This is a genomic window from Bradyrhizobium amphicarpaeae (assembly GCF_002266435.3).
Lineage (GTDB): Bacteria > Pseudomonadota > Alphaproteobacteria > Rhizobiales > Xanthobacteraceae > Bradyrhizobium > Bradyrhizobium amphicarpaeae.
Map to the genome: position 1 here is coordinate 4472592 of NZ_CP029426.2, position 19231 is coordinate 4491822.

Genomic DNA, 19231 nt, shown 5'->3' on the forward strand with positions numbered 1-19231 from the left:
ACGGTGGTCCGCCCCAAACGACATGGTCACCGCAGATCCTTGCCGGACAGGCTCTGTTTTTGAGAGGCCGACCATTGGACAAGATGCTCGCGGACAGCGTGGAATCGCAACTTATCAATTGAGGTGCACGCTGGGGCCCTATATAGCCCTATATCGGCTGCCTGCCGCGGGCCTTGATGGCTCGGACGCCGAATTCAACCGTTCCTGCAAAGAGTTAAAGCCGTGACCGATCATTGCCGCCTTTGCCATTCGACCAACCTGCGTCCGGTCATCGACCTCGGATTGATGCCGATTGCGCATCGGCTTCGCCGCAGCCGAGACGAGCAGGATGAACGCTTTCCGTTCGAGGTGATGGCCTGCGGCGAGTGCGGCCTGCCCCAGATCGTCAAGCCGATCGATCCCGATATTCTTTATCGCCAGTTCAACTACAATTTCAGCAGTTGGAAGCCGGAGCCGCATCAGGCGGACGAGCTCGACACCATCGCGAAATTCTCCAAGCACCAGTCCGTGTTCGAGATCGGATGCAACGACGGCCTGTTCATGGACAAGCTGCGTGAGCGCGGCACCAAGGTCATGGTCGGCGTCGAGCCCAATCCGGTGTCGGGCAAGATCGCCCGCGAGCGCGGCATCAAAGTCTATGCCGACATGCTCAGCCCGGAGATGGCCCACGATGCTGTCGCTCAGTCCGGCAAGTTCGACCTCGTCATATCGCGCCAGGTGCTGGAGCACATTGTCGATTTCGAGAACTTCTTCGACTGCGTCAAGATCGCGCTCAGCGACGACGGGCTGCTGTTCATCGACGTGCCCGATTTCGCCCCTGGCTCGGCGGTGGGAGACCTCTCCGTTCTCTGGGAAGAGCACGTCAGCTATTTCACCGAACCGACCCTGCTCGCGCTGCTGGCACGCCACGGCTTCGAGGCAGTGTCGGTAAAGAAATACAATTTCAGCGGCGGCAGCCTCGCGATCGCCGCCCGCCGCGCCAAGGGCGTCGTGACGCCTCCGCCCGCGCCATCCGGCGTCGGCGAGAGATTCGGTCAGCGCGCACGCGAGTATGGCGCACGTCTCCGTCCGATTCTCGCGAAGGCCCGCGCCAACGGCGCCGAGATCGCTATCTACGGCGCCGGCTGCCGCGCCTGCACCTTCACCAACGCCCACGAGTTGGCGGATCTCGTCGACCTCTCGGTCGACGACCAGAAAGAGCGCCAGGGGCTGTTCCTGCCCGGCACCGGCATTCCGATCCGTTCGCCCGAGGATCTCGCCGCCAATTCGGGCCCGCTCGTCTGTCTCCTGGCCGTGAACGAGGAGAATGAGGCCAAGGTCAGCAGCCGGCTGCGCGAGAGCGTGAAGCGTCCGCTCGAGATCGTTTCGATCTTCGCGCCGAACGACATCTGGAGCGAGCTCGACCGTCTCGAGGCGGCGCTAAGGTCGCGGCATGGCTGAGGACAAGCTCTTCAACTATTACGAACGTCAGGACGTTCTGCCGACGTTCGGGAATTTCAAATCGTCCACCGAGCTAGAGGCCTACGCCAGCCAGCGGCGCGAGCTGTTTTCGGACAAGCTGGTGCTGCCGCCGCGGCTGTTCCGCGATGCCGATGTGCTCGAATTCGGTCCCGATTCCGGCGAGAACGCGCTGGTGTTTGCCGGTTGGGGCGCGAACATGACGCTCGCCGAGCCGAACCGGCATGCACACCCGAAAATCCAGGCCTACTTCGCACAGTTCGGCCTGACCCAACGTCTCCGCGAACTCGCGCTCGCCGATGTCGAGGGTTTCAGCAGCGATCGCCGCTTCGACATCATCGATGCCGAGGGCTTCATCTACACCGTGCAGCCGAGCGAAAAATGGCTCGGCATCTTCCATCGACTGCTCAAGCCGGACGGTTATGCCGTCGTGTCCTATTACGAGCGCTATGGCGGCTTCTTCGAGCTCGCGCTCAAGGCGATCCATGCGGCCGGCAAGGCGTTGAGCGGTCGCGCCGCGCTCGACACGGCGAAGATGCTGTTCGAGGCGAAGTGGAACAGCATTCCGCACACCCGCAGCTTCGAATCCTGGCTGATGGACGTGCTGGAAAATCCGTTCGTCCGGCATCGTTACTTCCTCGATGCGGCCAGCTTGTGCGCGGCAGCGCACGGACAAGGATTCGACGTCCATTCGGCGTGGCCCGCCTATCGCGACAGCCTGGACATCTACTGGCACAAAAAGGTCCTGTCCGGCGACGACAAGCTGCATCGCGCCAGCCGCCATCTCGACCGCAGCCGCCTGAGCTTCCTCGGCGGACGAAAGCTCTATCTGGTCGGCAAGGCCGATGCCGTGCAGGCAATCTCGGCATCGATCGAGGCGCTGGTTCTCGACGTCGATGGCATGATCGACGATCCCCTCGGCGCGCGCCTGCCGCGCGTCGTTGCGGGCCTCGCGGCCCTGCGCGAGACGATCCGCACCGCGGACATCCTGGCCGACGATGCCGCCGACATCGAAGCCATCATGGCGACGCTCGACAGCTTCCATCGCATCTTTGGCGCGATCGGCCGACGGGATGCGGCCGCGGTCGCCGCCCTCACCCAGGCGGATCCGGCATTCATCAACATTTGGGGACAGCCGGCGCATTTCCTCGTGGTCCGGAAGCGCTAAGGGATCGTAGCCAGTGAAGCCAGGCATTGGCATCATCGGAACGGGCATGGTCGGCCAGATGTGCCACCTCGCCAATTTCGCTGCCAATCCCGCCTGCCGCGTCGTCGCGATTGCCGATCTCCGGCCCGACCTCGCTGCCGCCGCGGCGCATAAATTCGGCATCCCCCGGGTTTACGGCACGCACCGCGAGTTGCTCGCGGACAGCGCGGTGTCTGCGGTCGTGGTCGTGACCAAGCGTCGTGCCACCGGCCCGATCGTGCTGGACGCGTTGAACAGCGGCCGGCACGTGCTGTCGGAAAAGCCGATGGCTTACACCACGGCTCAGGCCATTTCGCTGGTCGAAGCTGCGCGGCGGCGAGACCTCGTCTACAGTATCGGCTACATGAAGCGTCACGATGCCGGCGTGGCACGGGCGCTGCAGGTCTTGGCGCGCTTGCGCAACGACCAGCCGCTCGGTCGCATCGTCCGGGCAAAAGGCTGGTGCTTCGGCGGCGACACCGGCCGCTCGCACGACAATTTCGTGATGACCGGCGAGGCGCGACCGGACGGGATCGAACTCTGGCAGGATGGTCCCGACTGGATGCCGCGGGCAATGCGTCCCGGCTACGACAATTTTCTGAACGTCTTCAGCCATATCATCAATCTGGCGCGCTACCTGCTCGGATCGTCGCCGACGGTTGCCGAAAGCGCGATCGAGCCTTCGGGGGCCGGGCGCATCATCCTCGATTTCGACGGCACCGAATGCACGCTGGATCTCGTGAATGGATCGGACGGTGCCTGGCGCGAGGGACTGACGATCGACTTCGAGCGCGGCGCAGTGACCCTGGAATTGCCTCCCCCCTTTGCCGAGCAGGAGGCGGAGGTCATCGTCGAGCACGATGGTCGAAGCACGCACCTGGCGGGTGAGACGAGCTGGGCATTCCGGCGCCAGGCCGACGCCTTCGTGTCTGATGTCGCCGCACGAGGCGTGCCCTTGGCCTCCGGCGCGGATTCAGTGACCGACATCGCGCTTGCGGAGACCGTCTGGAAACAGCGCTCTAGCGGCTAGGCGCGACATCCTTCTCGATCGGCAGGATCCCCGCGATGGGCCCAAGCTTGATCGTGACCTGCGCCAGCTGAGCCAGGAGCTCCGCAACATCGCAGCGCTCCAGCAGCCTGCACGCATAGTATTTCCGAACCAGGGTCTGGTTCGGCGCCGCCCCAGGGCCCGGCTGGAACGAGATCGTCGCCTGCGGCCCCGTCGGATCGAAATGATGGAATGCGCTTCCCGGAGCCGTCCGCGCCTCGTCCATCCCCCGCAGGATATCGGGCCGTTCGGCGCGCAGTGCAAATCCGAAAAACGGCTGATTGCCCCAGGCAAGGCGCAGCATGCCGGTGACCTCGGCGAGGCCGAATGCAACGTGCCGTGACGGGTAGTCGACAAAGCCGTCTTCGAGCGCATAGACCGTCGCCGCGGGCTGGGGCCGGCTGGCAAGGTTGCGCGTCAGGGCCTCCTGCTTCAGCGTTCTCGCCTGCATGAAGACGTAGTCGCTCCACAGCATGCCGATCGACAGGATCAGGCCCGATCCGAACATGATCGCAAAGGCGGTGCTGGGCGTGATCCAACATCCGGCCAGCCGCTTGAATGCGAGAAACGCCAGCGCCGACGGCACGCCGAACATCAGCAGATGACGGCTCTCGTAGAAATGCGTGGAGGACGGCCGCAGGCCGGCGATCAGATAGGGCGACGACAATGCGAGAAACAGGACCACTGCGAGCACGAGCGGCAAGGCGATCGCGAGTCTGGACGTGGTCGGCTTCGTGTCGGCACGCAGCAGCAAGACAATGCCGACGAGCACCGCCGCCAAAATGAACAGCACCGGGACGGCGATCGCCGCGCGCATCGCGTGAGCCACGACATCCCTGTAGCCGGTGATGAAAAATGCCAACCATCCCCCGGCCAATTCGCGCAAGCTCGGGAGATGGGCGTCATAATGCTGCGTGTAGACGCCGATCCGCTTGAACCAGATATTGAGCGTGCCCCAGTAGATCAGGGGCAGCACGATCAATTCCGGATAGAACAGGGCGCAGCGCCAGGATGCGAGCCATGTGCGGCGAACCAGGCCGTCGGCCGCCTTGCCGCCCCGCCATATCGCAACGAAGAGACCAAGCATCACGAAGGCATAGAGCACGATCGTCGAGTTGAGCGCGAAGCCCAGCAGGAACACCAGCGCACAGGCCACGCGAAGCAGCACGCGGCGCAGGCCTCGGGCGCTGAAGGCCAGCGTCAACAGCCATGCGCCGATCAACAGCAGTCCGAAGCTGAAGACGTAGACCGCGTTCGCCTTGCCCGCCCACAGCTGGTAGCCGGGATAGGTCCAGACGATCAGCGCGAAACCGACCGCCTCGGCGCGGTCGAGCAGACCGAGACGCGTTGCGGTCAGTGCGAGCGCCATTGCGCCGAAGACGATCCCGGCGAACGCCAGCGAGACCATCACGACGACCGGGGCGCCCGTCCAATTGGCGAATGTGTCGTAGCCGTAAAAGATCGGATGACCGGCGCCGTTCAGCAGGAAATCGATGTCGATGAAATAGTCCGGACGCGGCTTCAGCACCAGCCAGTCGTCCATGAAGAGACCGTCGTTCAGGAGCATCGGCGCATGCGCAGCCAGCAGCACGACGAGGAGGACGACTATCGCACGCAGCAATGGGGGTGTCTCGGACGGAGGAACGGCATCGCGGGCAAGGATTCGCACGCCTGCGCGACGTCCGCAAGGCGGCATGCAACGCGCTGTCGATGGCTCCCTTGACCGGAAAAATACGACCTTTTATAGACTTTCGCTCTGGCTGGGCCTGAGAGACCTCCGGGGCGATTTTCCGCAATGAATATGCTACCGGGCCCGGCGCAAGCCGCTGCGATTGGTCTCAGTGTCGCCCTGCCGCTGCTGTTGCTGTGCTATGCGCGCATCGCCGCCACCGGGGGATCCGGCCGCCGCTTCCGGCTCGGCTCCGTCAGCATCCTGGCGCTGTACGCGATCGCCTGTCTCGCGCTTCCCGGCCAACGCCATTTTGACGACGTGCTTGGCGGCCTGTTCCTGCTCGCGACCGCGATGATGTTTTGCTACATCCTGTTCAGCCTGCTGGCCTGGGGCTTTACGCTGACGCTGCTCACGGCACTGGTTAAGGACGGACGTCCCCTCACCCTGGAGCAATGGGCCGTGGCCTACATGCAGGGCGGCGATCTCGGCTCCTTCACGCACAACCGCCTGAAACTGCTCGTCGGCGCGGGGATGGTGATCGTGGCTGACGGCAGGCTGGCTCCGACGGCCAAGGGGGTGGCGATCGCGCGCCTCGTCAAACTCGTTCGTCTGTCGACGGGACTTGGGTGAGAGGCCACGATGTCATTCGTTGTCGGATTCCTCGCCGCCGTCGCCTTCGCGCTGCTGTCGCCTGCCTTGCAGTTCATGGCCCGCACACGCGGATGGTCGCTTGGAGCCGTCACCCTGCTCGCGATCGCCGCGATCCTCACCCATGGTCTCGGCGTGATGCTCGGCATCCTCGTCGTCCCGCAATTTCAGTACTGGGACGCCGCATCGATCTTCGGTTTCTGCGTGATGGGTTACGTCTTCGCTTTTGGCGCAGTGTACAAATCGGTATCCCTGGAGATCCTGCTCAGCGTGGTCGACCGGCCCGAGCGGCTGGCACCGCTGTCCGAGATCGTCGAGCGGCAGGTTCCAGATCTGTTCCAGGGACGAATTGGGAACCTGGTCGACGGCGGCCTGGTCGAACCGGTCGATTCACGCTTCGCGGCGACAGCGGCGGGCCGCAAGATGGCAGGCCGCGTCGGACACCTGCGTCGCGCCTTCGGCATCGGCGATACCAGTCTCTATGATTTTTCCGAATAGTTGCCGGGAACACACACCTTGCCGGTTTCGTGCCGGTTCTGCAGGGCATATCTGCGGGCGCCTTATTGTTCGCCCCGATCAGATGACCTAGAGTTGCGGCAGCGTTCCACCAGTAAAGAGTGGCCGACAACAGGCGGCATGAGATGACACCTTCCAGGGCGGCCAAGAAACTCACGATCGTCATCCCTGCACTGAACGAGCAGGACAAGATCGCCGACACCATTGACGGTGTGTTGCCGCTCGCCCGCGAGCTGCTCGACGATTTCGAGATTTTCCTGATCAACGACGGCAGCACCGACGCCACCGGTGCGATCATGGACGAGTTCGCAGCCGGCGAGCCGCGCATCGTCGTGCAGCATAACGCCGAGCCGCGCGGTGTCGGGGCCGGCTTCGAATACGCCCTGTCGCGCGCGAAATTCGATGCCATCACGCTCATTCCCGGCGATCACGCCTTCCAGAACGAGGGTATTGCGCAGATGTTCAAGGCGGCGGGCGCCGCCGACCTCGTCATCACCTATCGCGACAACCAGTCGGACCGCTCGGTCAACCGCTCGCTGCAGTCGCACTCGCTTCGGTTCATCCTGAACTGCCTGTTTGGCTTCTGGCTGTCCGACTACCACAGCATGATCGTCTACCCCGTGAAATGGCTGCGCCAGATCGCGGTCAAGGCCGACGGCTACGGCTATCAGATCTGCGCCCTGATCTCGCTGCTCCAGCTCGGCCTCACCTACGTCCAGGTGCCCGTGAGCTTGAATGCGGAGCTGAAGGGGTCGTCCCGCGCACTGCGGCTGCGCACCTATCTCGAGCTCGGCGGCACCATCGTATCGCTGCTGCGCCGCGTTCCCATCCGGCACGTCGATCTCAGCCAGATTCCCGACGACGCGGGGCGGGCCCCGGCGCGCTAGGCTCGTCCGGTCTGCTGCCCCGACATCAAGCGGATAGGCTCACGCTTGAATCGGCTCACGCGTGGCGATTCGCCCGCGGGACACCTTGTCCCTATCCTGCCAGCAACTGATCTAAGTGATTGATTTGACTGGCAGGAGTGGCAGGGCTCGAACCTGCGACCCCCGGTTTTGGAGACCGGTGCTCTACCAATTGAGCTACACTCCTACGGACCCCGCGTCGCCTTGGGATCAGGGCCGCTTTCAAGCACAGAGGGCGGCCGGTTTGCAAGAGCGAAGCGAGTGCCATGCGCGGACTTCGCGCTAGACCCCATCTTTCAGCAGCCAGTTCCGGTAGATCTCCCCGTAGCGCACGCTCACCTTGTCCACCGGGGTTGGCCCAGCGCTATTGTCGATAGCAGCCTGCACCGCTGCCCCGACGATCCCCTGCCCGGTATAGAGCGACGCGTTCAGCTCGGGATAGGCGACGATCAGCGCGCCGGTCCGGGCATCGACGAGATTGGCGTCCGCGATCATGCCGCGATGGCCGCCGATCACGACGCGCTGGATGGCCGACGGGAACAGCAAGCTCTTCACCCGGATGTCGAGCCGCACCGGCCGCGTACCCGCCAGCCGAGCAGCCAGGACCTGCTCGACGCCGGCCTTGATCCGAGGAGTCAGCAGGCCCTGAACGAAAGCCTTGGCCTCCGGAGTGTCGGCGATGGTTGCCGCCTGTTCCAGGCTGACCGCCTTCGAGTCTGCATAGGCGCGGAGACCGTCCTCCCACTGTATGCGTGCATCCGGTGCAAAACTGACCGCAACGCCGGCCAGCTTCATGCTGGCTATATCGCTCTGCGACAGGGAATTATTGGCGGTTACGCAGCCCGCAAGCGCAAGCATTCCGCCCAGCGCGACCATCCGCGCCAGTACCAGCAGCAAATTCAACAACGCCCCCTGTCCCGGTAACCCGATCTCAGCCCGCCCCAGAGATAAGGTGTTCCGCCCGCTGCTGTCTACCCCCAATTGTATTTCCGTGCGCAAGGCTTGATGGCGAGCGTCCGCTGCAGATGTCACCGCGCCGAATGCATCTGTTCTTCACGGGGGTTCTGAGCCACACTTTCCCGGTCAACAAAAGCAAGGGTCCGGGAGCCTCCATGAACGCCCAAGCCGCCACCAAAGCCGTTTCGACGCCGCTGACCCCGCCTTTGCCCGAGGCAAGGCCGGAGACGCTCGGACTGTCGCGTCCGCGCCTGCAGGCCATGTCGGATGCCTTCAAGCGCGAGATCGACAAGGGAACCGTCCCCGGGGTCACCGTGCTGGTGGCGAGGCGCGGCCAAATCGGCTGGTTCGAGGCACTCGGCAGGCAGAGCCCGGCGGGCGCAGCGCCGATGACGCAGGATTCGATGTTCCGGATCTTCTCGATGACCAAGCCGATCGTCTCGGTCGCCATCATGGCGCTGGTCGAGGACGGCCATCTCCTGCTCAGCGACGCCGTCGCGAAATTCATCCCGGAGTTTGCCGGCCAGCAGGTTGGCATCGTCAAGGACGGCAAGCTGGAGCTGGTGCCGCCGGCGCGGCCGATGACGGTGCAGGACCTGCTTCGCCACAGTTCGGGCCTGACCTACGAGCATCAGGGCGACGGCCCCGTGCACAAGCTCTACCAGGAGTCCCGCGTCCGCAGCCGCAAGATCACCAACGCCGAGCACGCCGCCCTTGTCGCGAGCTTCCCGCTGGTCTGCCAGCCCGGCGCGGAATTCAACTACAGCCGCTCCACCGACATCCTCGGCCGCATCATCGAGGTCGTCAGCGGCAAGTCTCTCGGCGCGTTTCTCACCGAGCGCGTGCTCGCGCCGCTGCAGATGGCCGAGACGGGCTTCTCGACCTCGGAGGCCAATGCGGGCCGGCTCGCCGAGCCGTTCGCAACCGATCCCTGGACCGGCGACAAGGTCGCGCTGTTCAACATGCTCGAAGTCCCGGTGATGGAGTCCGGCGGCGGCGGCCTGGTCTCGACCACGATGGACTATGCCCGCTTCTGCCTGATGCTGCGCAACGGCGGTACGCTGGACGGCAACAGGATCATCGGCCGCAAGACGCTGGAGCTGATGGCGTCCGATCACCTCGGGCCGCACGTCGTGACCAACGGCACCCTGCTGTCGCCCGGACACGGCTTCGGTCTCGGCTTTGCGGTGCGCCGCGAGGCCGGCATCGCCCCCTTCCCCGGCAGCGTCGGTAACTATTTCTGGAGCGGCATTGCCGGCACGTTCTTCTGGATCGATCCGAAGGAGGATCTGTTCGCGGTATTCATGAGCCAGGGCCCGGGCCAGCGCGATTACACGCGCACGCTGGTGCGGGATCTGGTCTACGCGGCAGTGGAGTAGCGCGCGGTCAGGCGCTGGCCTGCCGCACGGACGCCTCCGGCGAGATGATGCGATCGTCGCCCTGCGCCATCGCGACGATGATCTGCGTCGCTTCGCGCAACGAGGTGGCGAACAGATCTGCCTTCGCGGTCTCGCGCAACTCGTCGATGTTGGTAACCCCTTCAGCCCAGCATCCGATCATGATGGCGGCGCCGGGCAGCTTGCGGCGGAGCCGCCGCACCGCATAGCGCAGATGTGCGGGGCTGGTGATGCCGATATAGCTCAGGCAGACCAGCGCCACGCCCGATGTCTCGAGGCGGAAGATATTGGCGGTCGACAGCGCTTCGGGCCCTTCGACGCGGCTCCCGACGCCGTGCGCGCGGCAGAGCTGCGCGAGCATGATGGCGGCAGCTTCATCGAGCATGGTCCGGCCGCCGATGCAAAGCACGGCATGTTCGCCGCGATACCGCTCGGTGACCGCCTCCGGATCGAGCACGGGGACGTCCGGCTGATCGCTCGAAGGGGCGACGGCCTCGATCGCGTCGACCACCTCGGCATCCGCGACCGGCCCATTGCCAGGCTGGCCGTCATCCTGGTCCGAGAGGTCGTCGACGAACTCGATCACGGTGTCGCGGATGCGGGCGAGCCGCGTCTGGTCGAGCGCGGCCCGGTCAAGGTCCGATTGGGCGAGCTGCATGCCCTTGATTGCCACCTCGTCGTAATAGGCCGAAAGCGATCGCTCCTTCAGAAACTGTTCGGCCTTCTCGGCCGCTTCGGTCGGATCACCCGCCAGCATGCGTTGGTAGAAAATCTCGGGAGGCGCGAGCGCGGGGCGATCGCCGAACATGACGTCGAGGAAGGAGAGCCGTTCGACGTGGCGCCCCAGCACGACGAGACAAACGGTGAGAGGTGTCGCGAGCACAAGCCCGATCGGTCCCCACAACGCGGTCCAGAAGGTCGCGGACACGACCACGGCCACCGGCGACAGGCCCGTGGTGCGGCCATAAAGCAGCGGTTCGACCACCTGCCCGACCAGGGGTTCGATCACGAAAAACAGCGCCGCGGTCCAGGCCAGCATCCACCAGCCCGGATCGACCGCCACCGCAAGCGCCAGCGGGAACGCGGCCGCGATGATCGAGCCGATATAGGGCACGAAGCGCAGCACGGCCGCGAGAATGCCCCACAGCGCCGCGCTGGGAATCCCGATCAGCCACAGGCCGCTGCCGATCAACACCCCGAACCCGGTGTTGAGCATCAGCTGGTTGAGGAACAACCGGCTCAGCCGCGCCGCGGCATCATCGAGCGCCGCGGTGGTGCGCTGCAGGTCATGAGAGCCGGCCAGCCTGATCAGGCGATTGCGCAGATCCTCGCGCTGGATCAGGATGAAGATCACGAAGATCACGATGATGCCCGTCGTCGCCAGCGGCGAGACCAGAGGTGCGATCAGCGAGCGCAGACTTTCGAGCGCGCCGGGATCCGGCTGCAGCACCTCGACGGGTACCGGCTTGACGCCGGTCCTGGCAGCCGGACCCGCGGTCAGCGGATTGGCCGGCGCCACGGTTTTGGGCTTGTCCAATTCCTTGCCGAGGTCCTGCAGCATCTCCGCGGCACGCTCCAGCGTGGAACTGCCGCCCGCGACGCCGCGTACCGACTGGATCTTGGAGAGGATGGTGGTCTGATATTTCGGCAGGTCGCCCGCCAGCCCGTTAAGCTGCGTTGCGATGACGCTGCCGAGCCCGAAGATCACGGCGAAGGCGAACAGCACGACGCCGACCACAGCGGCTGCGCGCGGCACATGAAGACGCTGGACCAGCCGTACGGGCGCCGCCAGGACGAAGCTCAGCAGGATCGCAAGCGCGACGGGGACGAAGATCTCTCGCCCCAGATAGAGCGCCGCGATGATGATGATGCTCAGGATCGCCACGCCGACCGTGACGACGATCGCCGAGACATCGTCGGTCGATTGCGGCTTGATCGCCGTGGGGATCATCGATCTCGCTTCTGGCCCAAGCCCTGGCATTGCGCTGCAGGACTGCGCGGGCTAACGGCCCGGCATGGGGTTGGTTCCTTTCCCCATGCCGCTGCACCGTTGCAGCCGGCCTTCAGCTGATCGTCGCGCCGCCGTCGATCACCATGGTCTGGCCGGTCATGAAGTCGCCGGCCTTCGATCCCAGGAACACCGCGGCACCGGCGATCTCGTCGGGGATGCCAATGCGCAGCAGCGGCGAGCGCGCGGTGGAGGCTTTCAGGTTATCCGGGTTGTCCCACAGCGCCTTGGCGAAGTCGGTCTTGATCAGGCCGGGCGCGATGCAGTTCACGCGGATGTTGTCCTTGCCGTATTCGCAGGCGAGGTTGCGCGCGAGCTGCATATCGGCGGCCTTGGAGATCGCATAGGCGCCGAGGATGGTCGAGCCTTTCAATCCGCCGATCGAGGAGACAATGATGATGGAGCCGTCCTTGCGCTCGATCATCTGCGGCACCACCATCGAAATCAGCCAATTGTTGGCGACGATGTTGTTGTCCAGGATCTTCCTGAACTGATCGTCGGAGATGCCGGCGAGCGGACCGTAATACGGGTTCGACGCGGCGTTGCAGACCAGCACGTCGATCTTGCCGAAAGCGCGGTTGCTCTCGTCGACGAGGTTTTGCAGATTCTCCTTCGACGAGATGTTGGCGGCGATCGCGACCGCGGTGCCTTTGCCGTATCTGTCGTTGATGCCCTTGGCCACCTGCTCGCAGACGTCGGCCTTGCGCGAGGAGATCACGACCTTGGCGCCGTGCTCGGCCATGCGCTCGGCAATCGCAAGCCCGATGCCGCGCGTCGATCCCGTGATGACGGCGACTTTTCCCTTCATGTCGAACAAGGTCATGTGTCTCTCCCAGAGTATGATTTGAATTGGCCTGAGCTTATGCCGCGGTCGCGCGAGCGGACAACGGCTCAGGCGAGCTTCTTGACTTCCGGTCCCGCGAGTTGATGCATCGCCGCATGCGCGTCATCCGCGATCCAGGGCTGCTGGTTCACCATAGGCAGGCGCCAGACCGTGCGTTCGGGGCTTGCAAAATGATCGATGCGCGTGATCGAGCAATTGTCGATGTCAAACGACAGAGCCTTCTCAAGCTGACCCTCGAGTGCAAGTCCGAGCGCCGCCTTGATCGTGCCGCCATGAGCGACCGCGATCACGTCCTGCCCGGCCGCCTCGACGTTGATCCGCTCGATGGTGCGGCGCGTGCGGTTGTAGAGGTCCATGAAGCTTTCGCCGCCGGGCGCGGGCTCGTTGATGTCGGCGAACCAGCTCGAGCCGACCGGGCGGCTCGCGATGAATGCGGCGCGGTTCATGCCCTGCCACTTCCCGAGATTCTGCTCGGCGAGATCTGCTTCCCATGGCATCGACGCGGGCTTCGGGTAGCCGGCCGCCCAGATCGCTTCCGCGGTCTGGTGGGTGCGCATCAGATTGCTCGAATACCAGACCGCCTTGCGCGGCAGCACCTTGGCAACGGCATTGAACACGTAAGTGTCGCTGGTGTCGCAGGCGAGATCGCTCTGCCCGTAGATGTTGCCACCGTCATTGCGCACCGGCGCGTGACGGACCCACCACCACCGTGTCGTGACCACATTGGGCTTGTCTGCGCCTGCCATCGAAACCCTTCCATCTCGTATGATGTCGCTGTACGTGAGGTGGCAACGTGTCTCAAGACACTTTACCGTTTGAAATCTTGTTTGAAATTCCGTCGCGCGGCAAGCGTCGCGCGAGGCACCCGAGGGAGAAACGCATGGGCCGCCTGCAAGGCAAATCCGTCATCATCACCGGCGCCGGCAGCGGCATCGGTCGCGCCGCCGCGCTGCTGTTCACCCGGGAAGGCGCCAGGCTGATCGCGGTCGATCGCACCGAGGCGGTGAAGGAGACCGTCGACGAGGTGAAAAAGGCCGGCGGCGTCGCCGAAGCCATGATCGCCGACGCGGGCTCCGAATCCGACGTCATGGCCGTTATCGACAAGGCGGTGAAGACGCATGGCCGGCTCGACGTGATCTGGGCCAATGCCGGCATCTCCGGCGGGCTCGTGCCGCTCGCCGAGCAGACCGTCGAGCACTGGCAGGAGATCCTGCGCATCAACCTGATCGGGCCGTTCCTCGCTGTGAAATACGCGATGCCGCACATGGTCAAGCAGCAGTCCGGCGCGATCGTGCTGACCGCGTCCGTCGCGGGTCTCAAGGCCGGCGCCAGCGGACACCCCTACGCCGCGAGCAAGGCCGGCGTGATCAGCCTGGTGCAGACCACCGCGTATTCGCTCACCGGAACCGGCGTGCGCATCAACGCGGTATGCCCGGGCCTGATCGAGACCGGCATGACCAAGCCGATCTTCGACCGCGCCAAGGAGCGCGGCACCCAGGGCAAAATCGGCCAGCTCAATCCGCTGCAGCGCCCGGGCCAGCCGCACGAGCTCGCCGCGATGGGCCTGTTCCTGGCCAGCGACGAAGCCTCGTATGTCAATGGCCAGGCGTTCCCGGTGGACGGCGGCCTCACCGCGTCGATGCCGTATGCGGGCAAGCCGGTCTAGTTGGCGCGCTCCTCGCTCTCGACCCGTCATCCTGAGGTGCGAGGCTTGTGATGCGAGAGCATCGCAAGCCTCGCCTCGAAGGATGCACAGCCGAGCTGACGCAGCGGGGCTGTCGCCCTTCGAGGCCGCTGAAGGAGCGGCCGCCTCAGGGTGACGGTCGTGGATGATGCTTGCGGAAGCATTCCGTATTGGTCTTCGTCTCGCAGACACACTTTCGCGTTCTCGCGGCTCCTTTCGCCCGAGCTTTGCTTCGTCGCCTTGCCCTCTTTGGAAAAAGGGCGCAGGGAAGGCCGGGAGCCGGTTGGCTCCCGTGGACCGCCATGCCAAGGGCAGACTGCGTGTGCTGCTGCATAGCGGAGAACAGGGCAACCGGAGACAACCCGGCCTTCCCTGCGCAGTGGTTTGACGGCTTATGTCGTGCTCTCCCCGGGAGCGTTGCACTATTGCCCCGTCGCCTTGCGGATGACCGATGCGTGGGCCCGGTTGGACCCTCCACATCACCGCAACACTTGACGCCAGACTGCGGGCGCCAGGACCACACGATTTTGCCGCACGCCGATCACACCGGTCGTGTGCGCGAGGCGTCTTGCTCACGGTTGCCCGCCCTGCAAAAACCTTCGCGCCGATGTCACCTGCGTCCACCGCCGCCCGGCCCGCGTTCGTGACGATCGCGATACGCCCCTCTTCCTTGGGCCGGGTCGAGGCGATGCATACGCCCTTTCCGAATTTCGGTAAAGTGGAATATTTTTGGCGCAGCGGATTGACCGGCATCTCGGGTGTTTTGCCCGTCGGGCAACGCGATATCTTGTAGCCCGGATGAGCGAAGCGACATCCGGGATTCCAGGTACGAGCGGCCCCGGGTATCGCTTCGCTCACCCGGGCTACGGGGAAGCGTCAGTTGATTTGCTCATCCGGCCACGGCGTTGGTATGGTTCCTGCAGGCACTTCCGCTTCCCGACCCCCCCTGACAAGAACGTGACATGCCAAGCTCAAGACCCGACCGCATTCGAAAACTCCTCACCGACCTCGTTGGCTTCGACACCGTCAGCGACCGCACCAACCTGCCGCTGATCGCCCATATCGAAAGCTACCTCGCCGCACTCGGCGTCGGCTTCGAGCGCATCACTGACGAGACCGGCCAGAAGGCCTCGCTCTGGGTCACCATCGGTCCGCAGGACCGGCCGGGCCTGGTGCTGTCCGGCCATACCGACGTCGTGCCGGTGGTGGGCCAGGACTGGAGCCACGATCCGTTCAAGCTGGTCGAGCGGGACGGCAAGCTCTACGGCCGCGGCACCACCGACATGAAGGGCTTCGTCGCGGTGTGCCTTGCCATGGTGCCGGAGATGGTGGAGGCCAAGCTCACGGTGCCGATCCATCTCGCGATCTCCTACGACGAAGAGATCGGCTGCGTCGGCGTGCGGCCGATGCTCGTCGAGGTCGCCAAGAAGAAGGTTCGGCCGCTCGGTGCCTTCATCGGCGAGCCCACCGAGATGAAGGTCATCATCGGCCACAAGGGCAAGCACGGCGTGCGCGCGACCTTTCACGGGCTTGCCCGCCACTCCTCGATCGCGCCCGAGGGCGTCAACGCGATCGAATACGCGGCCGAGCTGATCGTCGAGATCCGCCGCCGCGCCGTGGCGCTTGCGGCCCTTCGCGCAACCGACAGCCTCTACGACGTCCCGCATTCGACGCTGCTCACCAGCATCGTGCATGGCGGCGCCGCGCTGAACATCGTGCCCGATACCTGCACGGTGGATTTCGAATGCCGCGGCATCGGCATCACGGAATCGCGCGAGGTGACGGATGCGATCGTCGCCTGGGCGAAGGCCGAGATCGAGCCGGCGATGAAGGCGAGAAGCCAGGAGTGCGGCATCGATTTCGAGGAGATCCTCGACTACCCCGCGCTCGACACCGCCGCCGATGCCGCGATCGTCACACTCGCCAAGAGCCTTGCCGGGCGCAACGACCACGCCAAGGTCGCGTTCGGCACGGAGGCGAGCTTGTTCGCCAGCATCGCCGATGTGCCGTCAGTGGTGATCGGCCCGGGATCGATCGCGCAGGCGCATACGCCGGATGAGTTCGTGGAGATGGCGGAGCTGGAGAAGTGCGCCGGGTTCGTGGAGCGGCTGATCGCGCATTGCGTGAAGGGATAAAGCAGCACGACCGCGTAGCCCGCCATGAGCGAAGCGACATGCGGGGCAGCTGCCCCGGGTATCGCTGCGCTCACCCGGGCTACGGCGCTGACTTCGCGGCTGCAGTGGGGTGGGCAAAGCGCAAGCGTGCCCACCATCTTCGTTGCAATTGCGGACAGATGGTGGGCACGGCGCAAGTGCGCCTTTGCCCACCCTACCAGCCGCGCTTAAACCGCGCCCGCCTTCTGCGCGTAGTCCCAAGACGCCTTTGACAGCGGCACGGTGCGCTTGGCGGATTCCAGCGCCTTGGCGTTGGCCGCGGTGCCGTCGCGGACGCGGCCGGCGATGCCCTGGGTGATGCCGGCGAGGCGGAACAGATTGTAGGCGAAGTACCAGTTGAGATCAGGCACCGTCATCTTGGTGACGTTGCAATAGATCTGCGCGGCCTCTTCCAGGCTCGGGATGTTGAGCGCCTTGAGGTCGGCGCCTTCGAGACCCGGCATGATCCACTGCATCAGCAGATAGGTGAAGTCGGCCATGGGATCGCCGAGCGTCGACAACTCCCAGTCCAGCACCGCCTGCACGCGCGGTTCCGTGGCGTGGAAGATCATGTTGTCGAGGCGATAATCGCCGTGCACCACAGAGACGCGGGCCTGCTCCGGCACCGTGCGCGGCAGCCATTCGGCGACCTTCTCGAACTCCGGAATGTGCTGGGTCTCAGACGCCCGATATTGCTTGGTCCAGCGATCGATCTGGCGCGCGAAATAATTGCCGGGCTTGCCGAACTCGCCGAGGCCGATCGCCGTGGGGTCGTACATGTGAAGTTTTGCCAGCGTCTCGATCTTGCTGGTGAAGATCTTGCGGCGGTCCTCCGGAGTCTGGCTCGGCAGCGTCGGATCCCAGAACACCCGGCCCTCCTCCATCGACATGATGTAGAAGGCGGCGCCGATGACACCGTCGTCCTGGCACAGCGCATAAGCGTGCGCGACCGGGAAACCCTGCTTGCCGAGCGCTGCGATCACGCGATATTCGCGATCGACCGCATGCGCCGAGGGCAGCAGTTTGCCGAACGGCTTCCTGCGCATCACGTAGGAGCGCTTCGGCGTGTCCAGCCGGTAGGTCGGGTTGGACTGGCCGCCCTTGAACTGGAGCACGACCAGCGGCCCCTCGAAGCCTTCGACGTTGTCGCGCATCCAGGCTTCGAGCCGCATCTCGTCGATACGATGCCGCTCCTCGACCGGCTTGGTGCCGGAGAATTCTTCGTCTTTCCTGACGCCGTCAGCCACGATGACGCTCCCTCTTCAGTCCTGACCATTTCAGGTCGAGCATGATCCTAATCGGTAACCGCTGACGCACTTGCGTCAAGCGGTCATTCCGAATGGGACCATGCCCTGTCGTTTCTTCACGTCGGGGGCGCTTCCCGCCTCTCCCGCTTAATGCTTGGGAGAGTTGGCATACTTCCGAACTTCAAGCCTGGCAATGGCGCGATTGTGCACCTCGTCCGGACCGTCGGCGAGCCGCAGCGTGCGGATGCCGGCGTAGTCCTTGGCAAGACCCGCTTCGTCCGAGACTCCCGCGCCGCCAAACGCCTGGATCGCCTCGTCGATGATCTTCAGCGCCATGTTGGGGGCTGCGACCTTGATCATGGCGATCTCGGCCTGCGCGGTCTTGTTGCCGACCTTGTCCATCATGTCGGCGGCCTTGAGACACAGCAGACGCGTCATCTCGATGTTGGTGCGGGCCTCGCCGATGCGCTGCTCCCACACGCTGTGCTCGACGATCTTCTTGCCGAAGGCGGTGCGCGACATCAGGCGCTTGACCATCTTCTCCAGCGCTTCCTCGGCCTTGCCGATGGTGCGCATGCAGTGATGGATGCGGCCGGGACCGAGGCGGCCTTGCGCGATCTCGAAGCCGCGGCCCTCGCCGAGCAGGATGTTCTCCTTCGGCACCCGCACATTCTCGAGCAGCACCTGGGCGTGGCCGTGCGGCGCGTCGTCGAAGCCGAACACGGGCAGCATCTTCTCGACCTTGATGCCGGGGGTGTCGAGCGGAACCAGGATCTGCGACTGCTGCTGGTGCTTGGCCGCGTTGAAATCGGTCTTGCCCATCAGGATCGCGATCTTGCAGCGGGGATCGCCGACGCCGGACGACCACCATTTGCGGCCGTTGATGACGTAGTGATCGCCGTCCTTCTTGATGCTGGTCTCGATGTTGGTCGCATCCGACGAGGCCACCGCGGGTTCCGTCATCAGGAAGGCCGAGCGGATCTCGCCGTCCATCAACGGGCGCAGCCATTTGCGCTTCTGCTCCTTGGAGCCGTAACGCATGAACACTTCCATGTTGCCGGTATCCGGCGCGGAGCAGTTGAACACTTCCGAAGCCCAGGAAATGTGGCCCATCTGTTCCGACAGCAGCGCGTATTCGAGATTGGTCAGTCCCGCACCGCGGAATTCATCGTCTTCATGCTCGTTCGGCGGCATGAACATGTTCCAGAGGCCCTCGGCCTTCGCTTTCTTCTTGAGGTCTTCCAGGACCGGGATCACCTTCCAGCGCTCGCCGCTGTGATCCTGCTCGTTATAGATCGGCACTGCCGGACGCACGTGCTTGGTCATGAACGACTGCACGCGGTCGAGCCATTCCTTCTGCTTGGGGGACAGATCGAAATCCATGGGACGCTCCTCGGTCTCTTTGCAAAGCTGTTTTGACCGGACTGTCCTCCCGCATCGCACGGCCCGCAAGCGCGAATGCGCGCACATTGCGAACCTTCCGAACACGTTCGCGTTGCGAACGAGTT

17 protein-coding genes and 1 tRNA gene are annotated in these 19231 nt (G+C 64.5%); 10 read left to right on the forward strand and 8 right to left on the reverse strand.

Annotated elements, in window-relative coordinates:
• The first annotated feature begins 222 nt into the window (after positions 1-222).
• The 3 genes from CIT40_RS20910 to CIT40_RS20920 are packed head-to-tail and all read left to right on the forward strand — an operon-like array spanning position 223 to position 3674.
• Entirely contained in the window at positions 223-1440 is a 1218-nt protein-coding gene (locus CIT40_RS20910) for a class I SAM-dependent methyltransferase (protein ID WP_094895410.1), read from the forward strand.
• A complete protein-coding gene (locus CIT40_RS20915) occupies positions 1433-2626 on the forward strand; it encodes a class I SAM-dependent methyltransferase (RefSeq protein WP_094895411.1) in 1194 nt (397 codons plus the stop codon). The genes CIT40_RS20910 and CIT40_RS20915 overlap by 8 nt, the downstream gene beginning before the upstream one ends.
• A gap of 13 nt (positions 2627-2639) precedes the next feature.
• Positions 2640-3674, forward strand: coding sequence for a Gfo/Idh/MocA family oxidoreductase (locus CIT40_RS20920; protein ID WP_094895412.1), 1035 nt, complete (start codon positions 2640-2642; stop codon positions 3672-3674).
• Here CIT40_RS20920 and CIT40_RS20925 read toward each other — a convergent pair.
• On the reverse strand, positions 3664-5313 hold the full coding sequence (locus CIT40_RS20925; RefSeq protein ID WP_094895413.1) for a class-II aminoacyl-tRNA synthetase family protein: 1650 nt from the start codon (positions 5311-5313) through the stop codon (positions 3664-3666). The two genes, CIT40_RS20920 and CIT40_RS20925, sit on opposite strands and share 11 nt — an antisense overlap.
• A gap of 174 nt (positions 5314-5487) precedes the next feature.
• Between CIT40_RS20925 and CIT40_RS20930 the strand changes: the two genes are divergently transcribed.
• The 3 genes from CIT40_RS20930 to CIT40_RS20940 all read left to right on the forward strand — a co-directional run bounded on the left by CIT40_RS20930 (position 5488) and on the right by CIT40_RS20940 (position 7415).
• Positions 5488-5994, forward strand: coding sequence for a hypothetical protein (locus CIT40_RS20930; protein ID WP_094895414.1), 507 nt, complete (start codon positions 5488-5490; stop codon positions 5992-5994).
• Between the two features lie 9 nt (positions 5995-6003).
• Complete coding sequence (locus CIT40_RS20935; RefSeq protein WP_094895415.1) at positions 6004-6510, forward strand: hypothetical protein; 507 nt, start codon at positions 6004-6006, stop codon at positions 6508-6510.
• Between the two features lie 143 nt (positions 6511-6653).
• A complete protein-coding gene (locus CIT40_RS20940; RefSeq protein WP_094895738.1) occupies positions 6654-7415 on the forward strand; it encodes a glycosyltransferase family 2 protein in 762 nt (253 codons plus the stop codon).
• 129 nt (positions 7416-7544) lie between these two features.
• Here the strand turns inward: CIT40_RS20940 and CIT40_RS20945 are convergent.
• Both CIT40_RS20945 and CIT40_RS20950 read right to left on the reverse strand, forming a co-directional pair.
• A tRNA-Trp gene (locus CIT40_RS20945) sits at positions 7545-7620 on the reverse strand.
• Positions 7621-7715: 95 nt separating this feature from the next.
• Positions 7716-8336 (reverse strand): hypothetical protein, encoded by a 621-nt coding sequence (locus tag CIT40_RS20950; RefSeq protein WP_094895416.1) that lies wholly within the window; start codon positions 8334-8336, stop codon positions 7716-7718.
• 209 nt (positions 8337-8545) lie between these two features.
• Here CIT40_RS20950 and CIT40_RS20955 point away from each other — a divergent pair, with 209 nt between their 5' ends.
• Positions 8546-9769 (forward strand): serine hydrolase domain-containing protein, encoded by a 1224-nt coding sequence (locus tag CIT40_RS20955; RefSeq protein WP_094895739.1) that lies wholly within the window; start codon positions 8546-8548, stop codon positions 9767-9769.
• A gap of 7 nt (positions 9770-9776) precedes the next feature.
• On the opposite strand, the gene CIT40_RS20960 is transcribed toward CIT40_RS20955, so the two are convergent.
• From CIT40_RS20960 to CIT40_RS20970, 3 genes are all read right to left on the reverse strand, one after another.
• A complete protein-coding gene (locus tag CIT40_RS20960; RefSeq protein ID WP_094895417.1) occupies positions 9777-11738 on the reverse strand; it encodes an AI-2E family transporter in 1962 nt (653 codons plus the stop codon).
• A gap of 112 nt (positions 11739-11850) precedes the next feature.
• Positions 11851-12618, reverse strand: a complete 768-nt coding sequence (locus tag CIT40_RS20965) for an SDR family NAD(P)-dependent oxidoreductase (RefSeq protein WP_094895418.1) — start codon at positions 12616-12618, stop codon at positions 11851-11853.
• A gap of 68 nt (positions 12619-12686) precedes the next feature.
• Complete coding sequence (locus CIT40_RS20970; RefSeq protein ID WP_162307593.1) at positions 12687-13385, reverse strand: histidine phosphatase family protein; 699 nt, start codon at positions 13383-13385, stop codon at positions 12687-12689.
• A gap of 134 nt (positions 13386-13519) precedes the next feature.
• On the opposite strand from CIT40_RS20970, the gene CIT40_RS20975 reads away from it, so the two are divergent.
• The 3 genes from CIT40_RS20975 (at position 13520) to argE (ending at position 16458) form a co-directional block, all read left to right on the forward strand.
• The gene (locus tag CIT40_RS20975) at positions 13520-14305 is read left to right on the forward strand and encodes an SDR family NAD(P)-dependent oxidoreductase (protein ID WP_094895420.1); all 786 of its coding nucleotides are present in this window, start codon (positions 13520-13522) and stop codon (positions 14303-14305) included.
• A gap of 586 nt (positions 14306-14891) precedes the next feature.
• Positions 14892-15116: a hypothetical protein gene (locus CIT40_RS20980; protein WP_155525999.1), complete on the forward strand. Its 225-nt coding sequence runs from the start codon at positions 14892-14894 to the stop codon at positions 15114-15116.
• A 169-nt stretch (positions 15117-15285) separates the two neighbouring features.
• On the forward strand, positions 15286-16458 hold the full coding sequence (gene argE, locus CIT40_RS20985) for an acetylornithine deacetylase (protein WP_094895421.1): 1173 nt from the start codon (positions 15286-15288) through the stop codon (positions 16456-16458).
• A gap of 206 nt (positions 16459-16664) precedes the next feature.
• Here argE and CIT40_RS20990 read toward each other — a convergent pair whose 3' ends face one another.
• Positions 16665-17723 carry a phosphotransferase family protein gene (locus CIT40_RS20990; RefSeq protein ID WP_094895422.1) on the reverse strand — a complete coding sequence of 353 codons (1059 nt, stop codon included), beginning with the start codon at positions 17721-17723 and terminating at the stop codon, positions 16665-16667.
• A 147-nt stretch (positions 17724-17870) separates the two neighbouring features.
• The gene (locus CIT40_RS20995) at positions 17871-19106 is read right to left on the reverse strand and encodes an acyl-CoA dehydrogenase family protein (RefSeq protein WP_094895423.1); all 1236 of its coding nucleotides are present in this window, start codon (positions 19104-19106) and stop codon (positions 17871-17873) included.
• Positions 19107-19231: the final 125 nt, after the last annotated feature.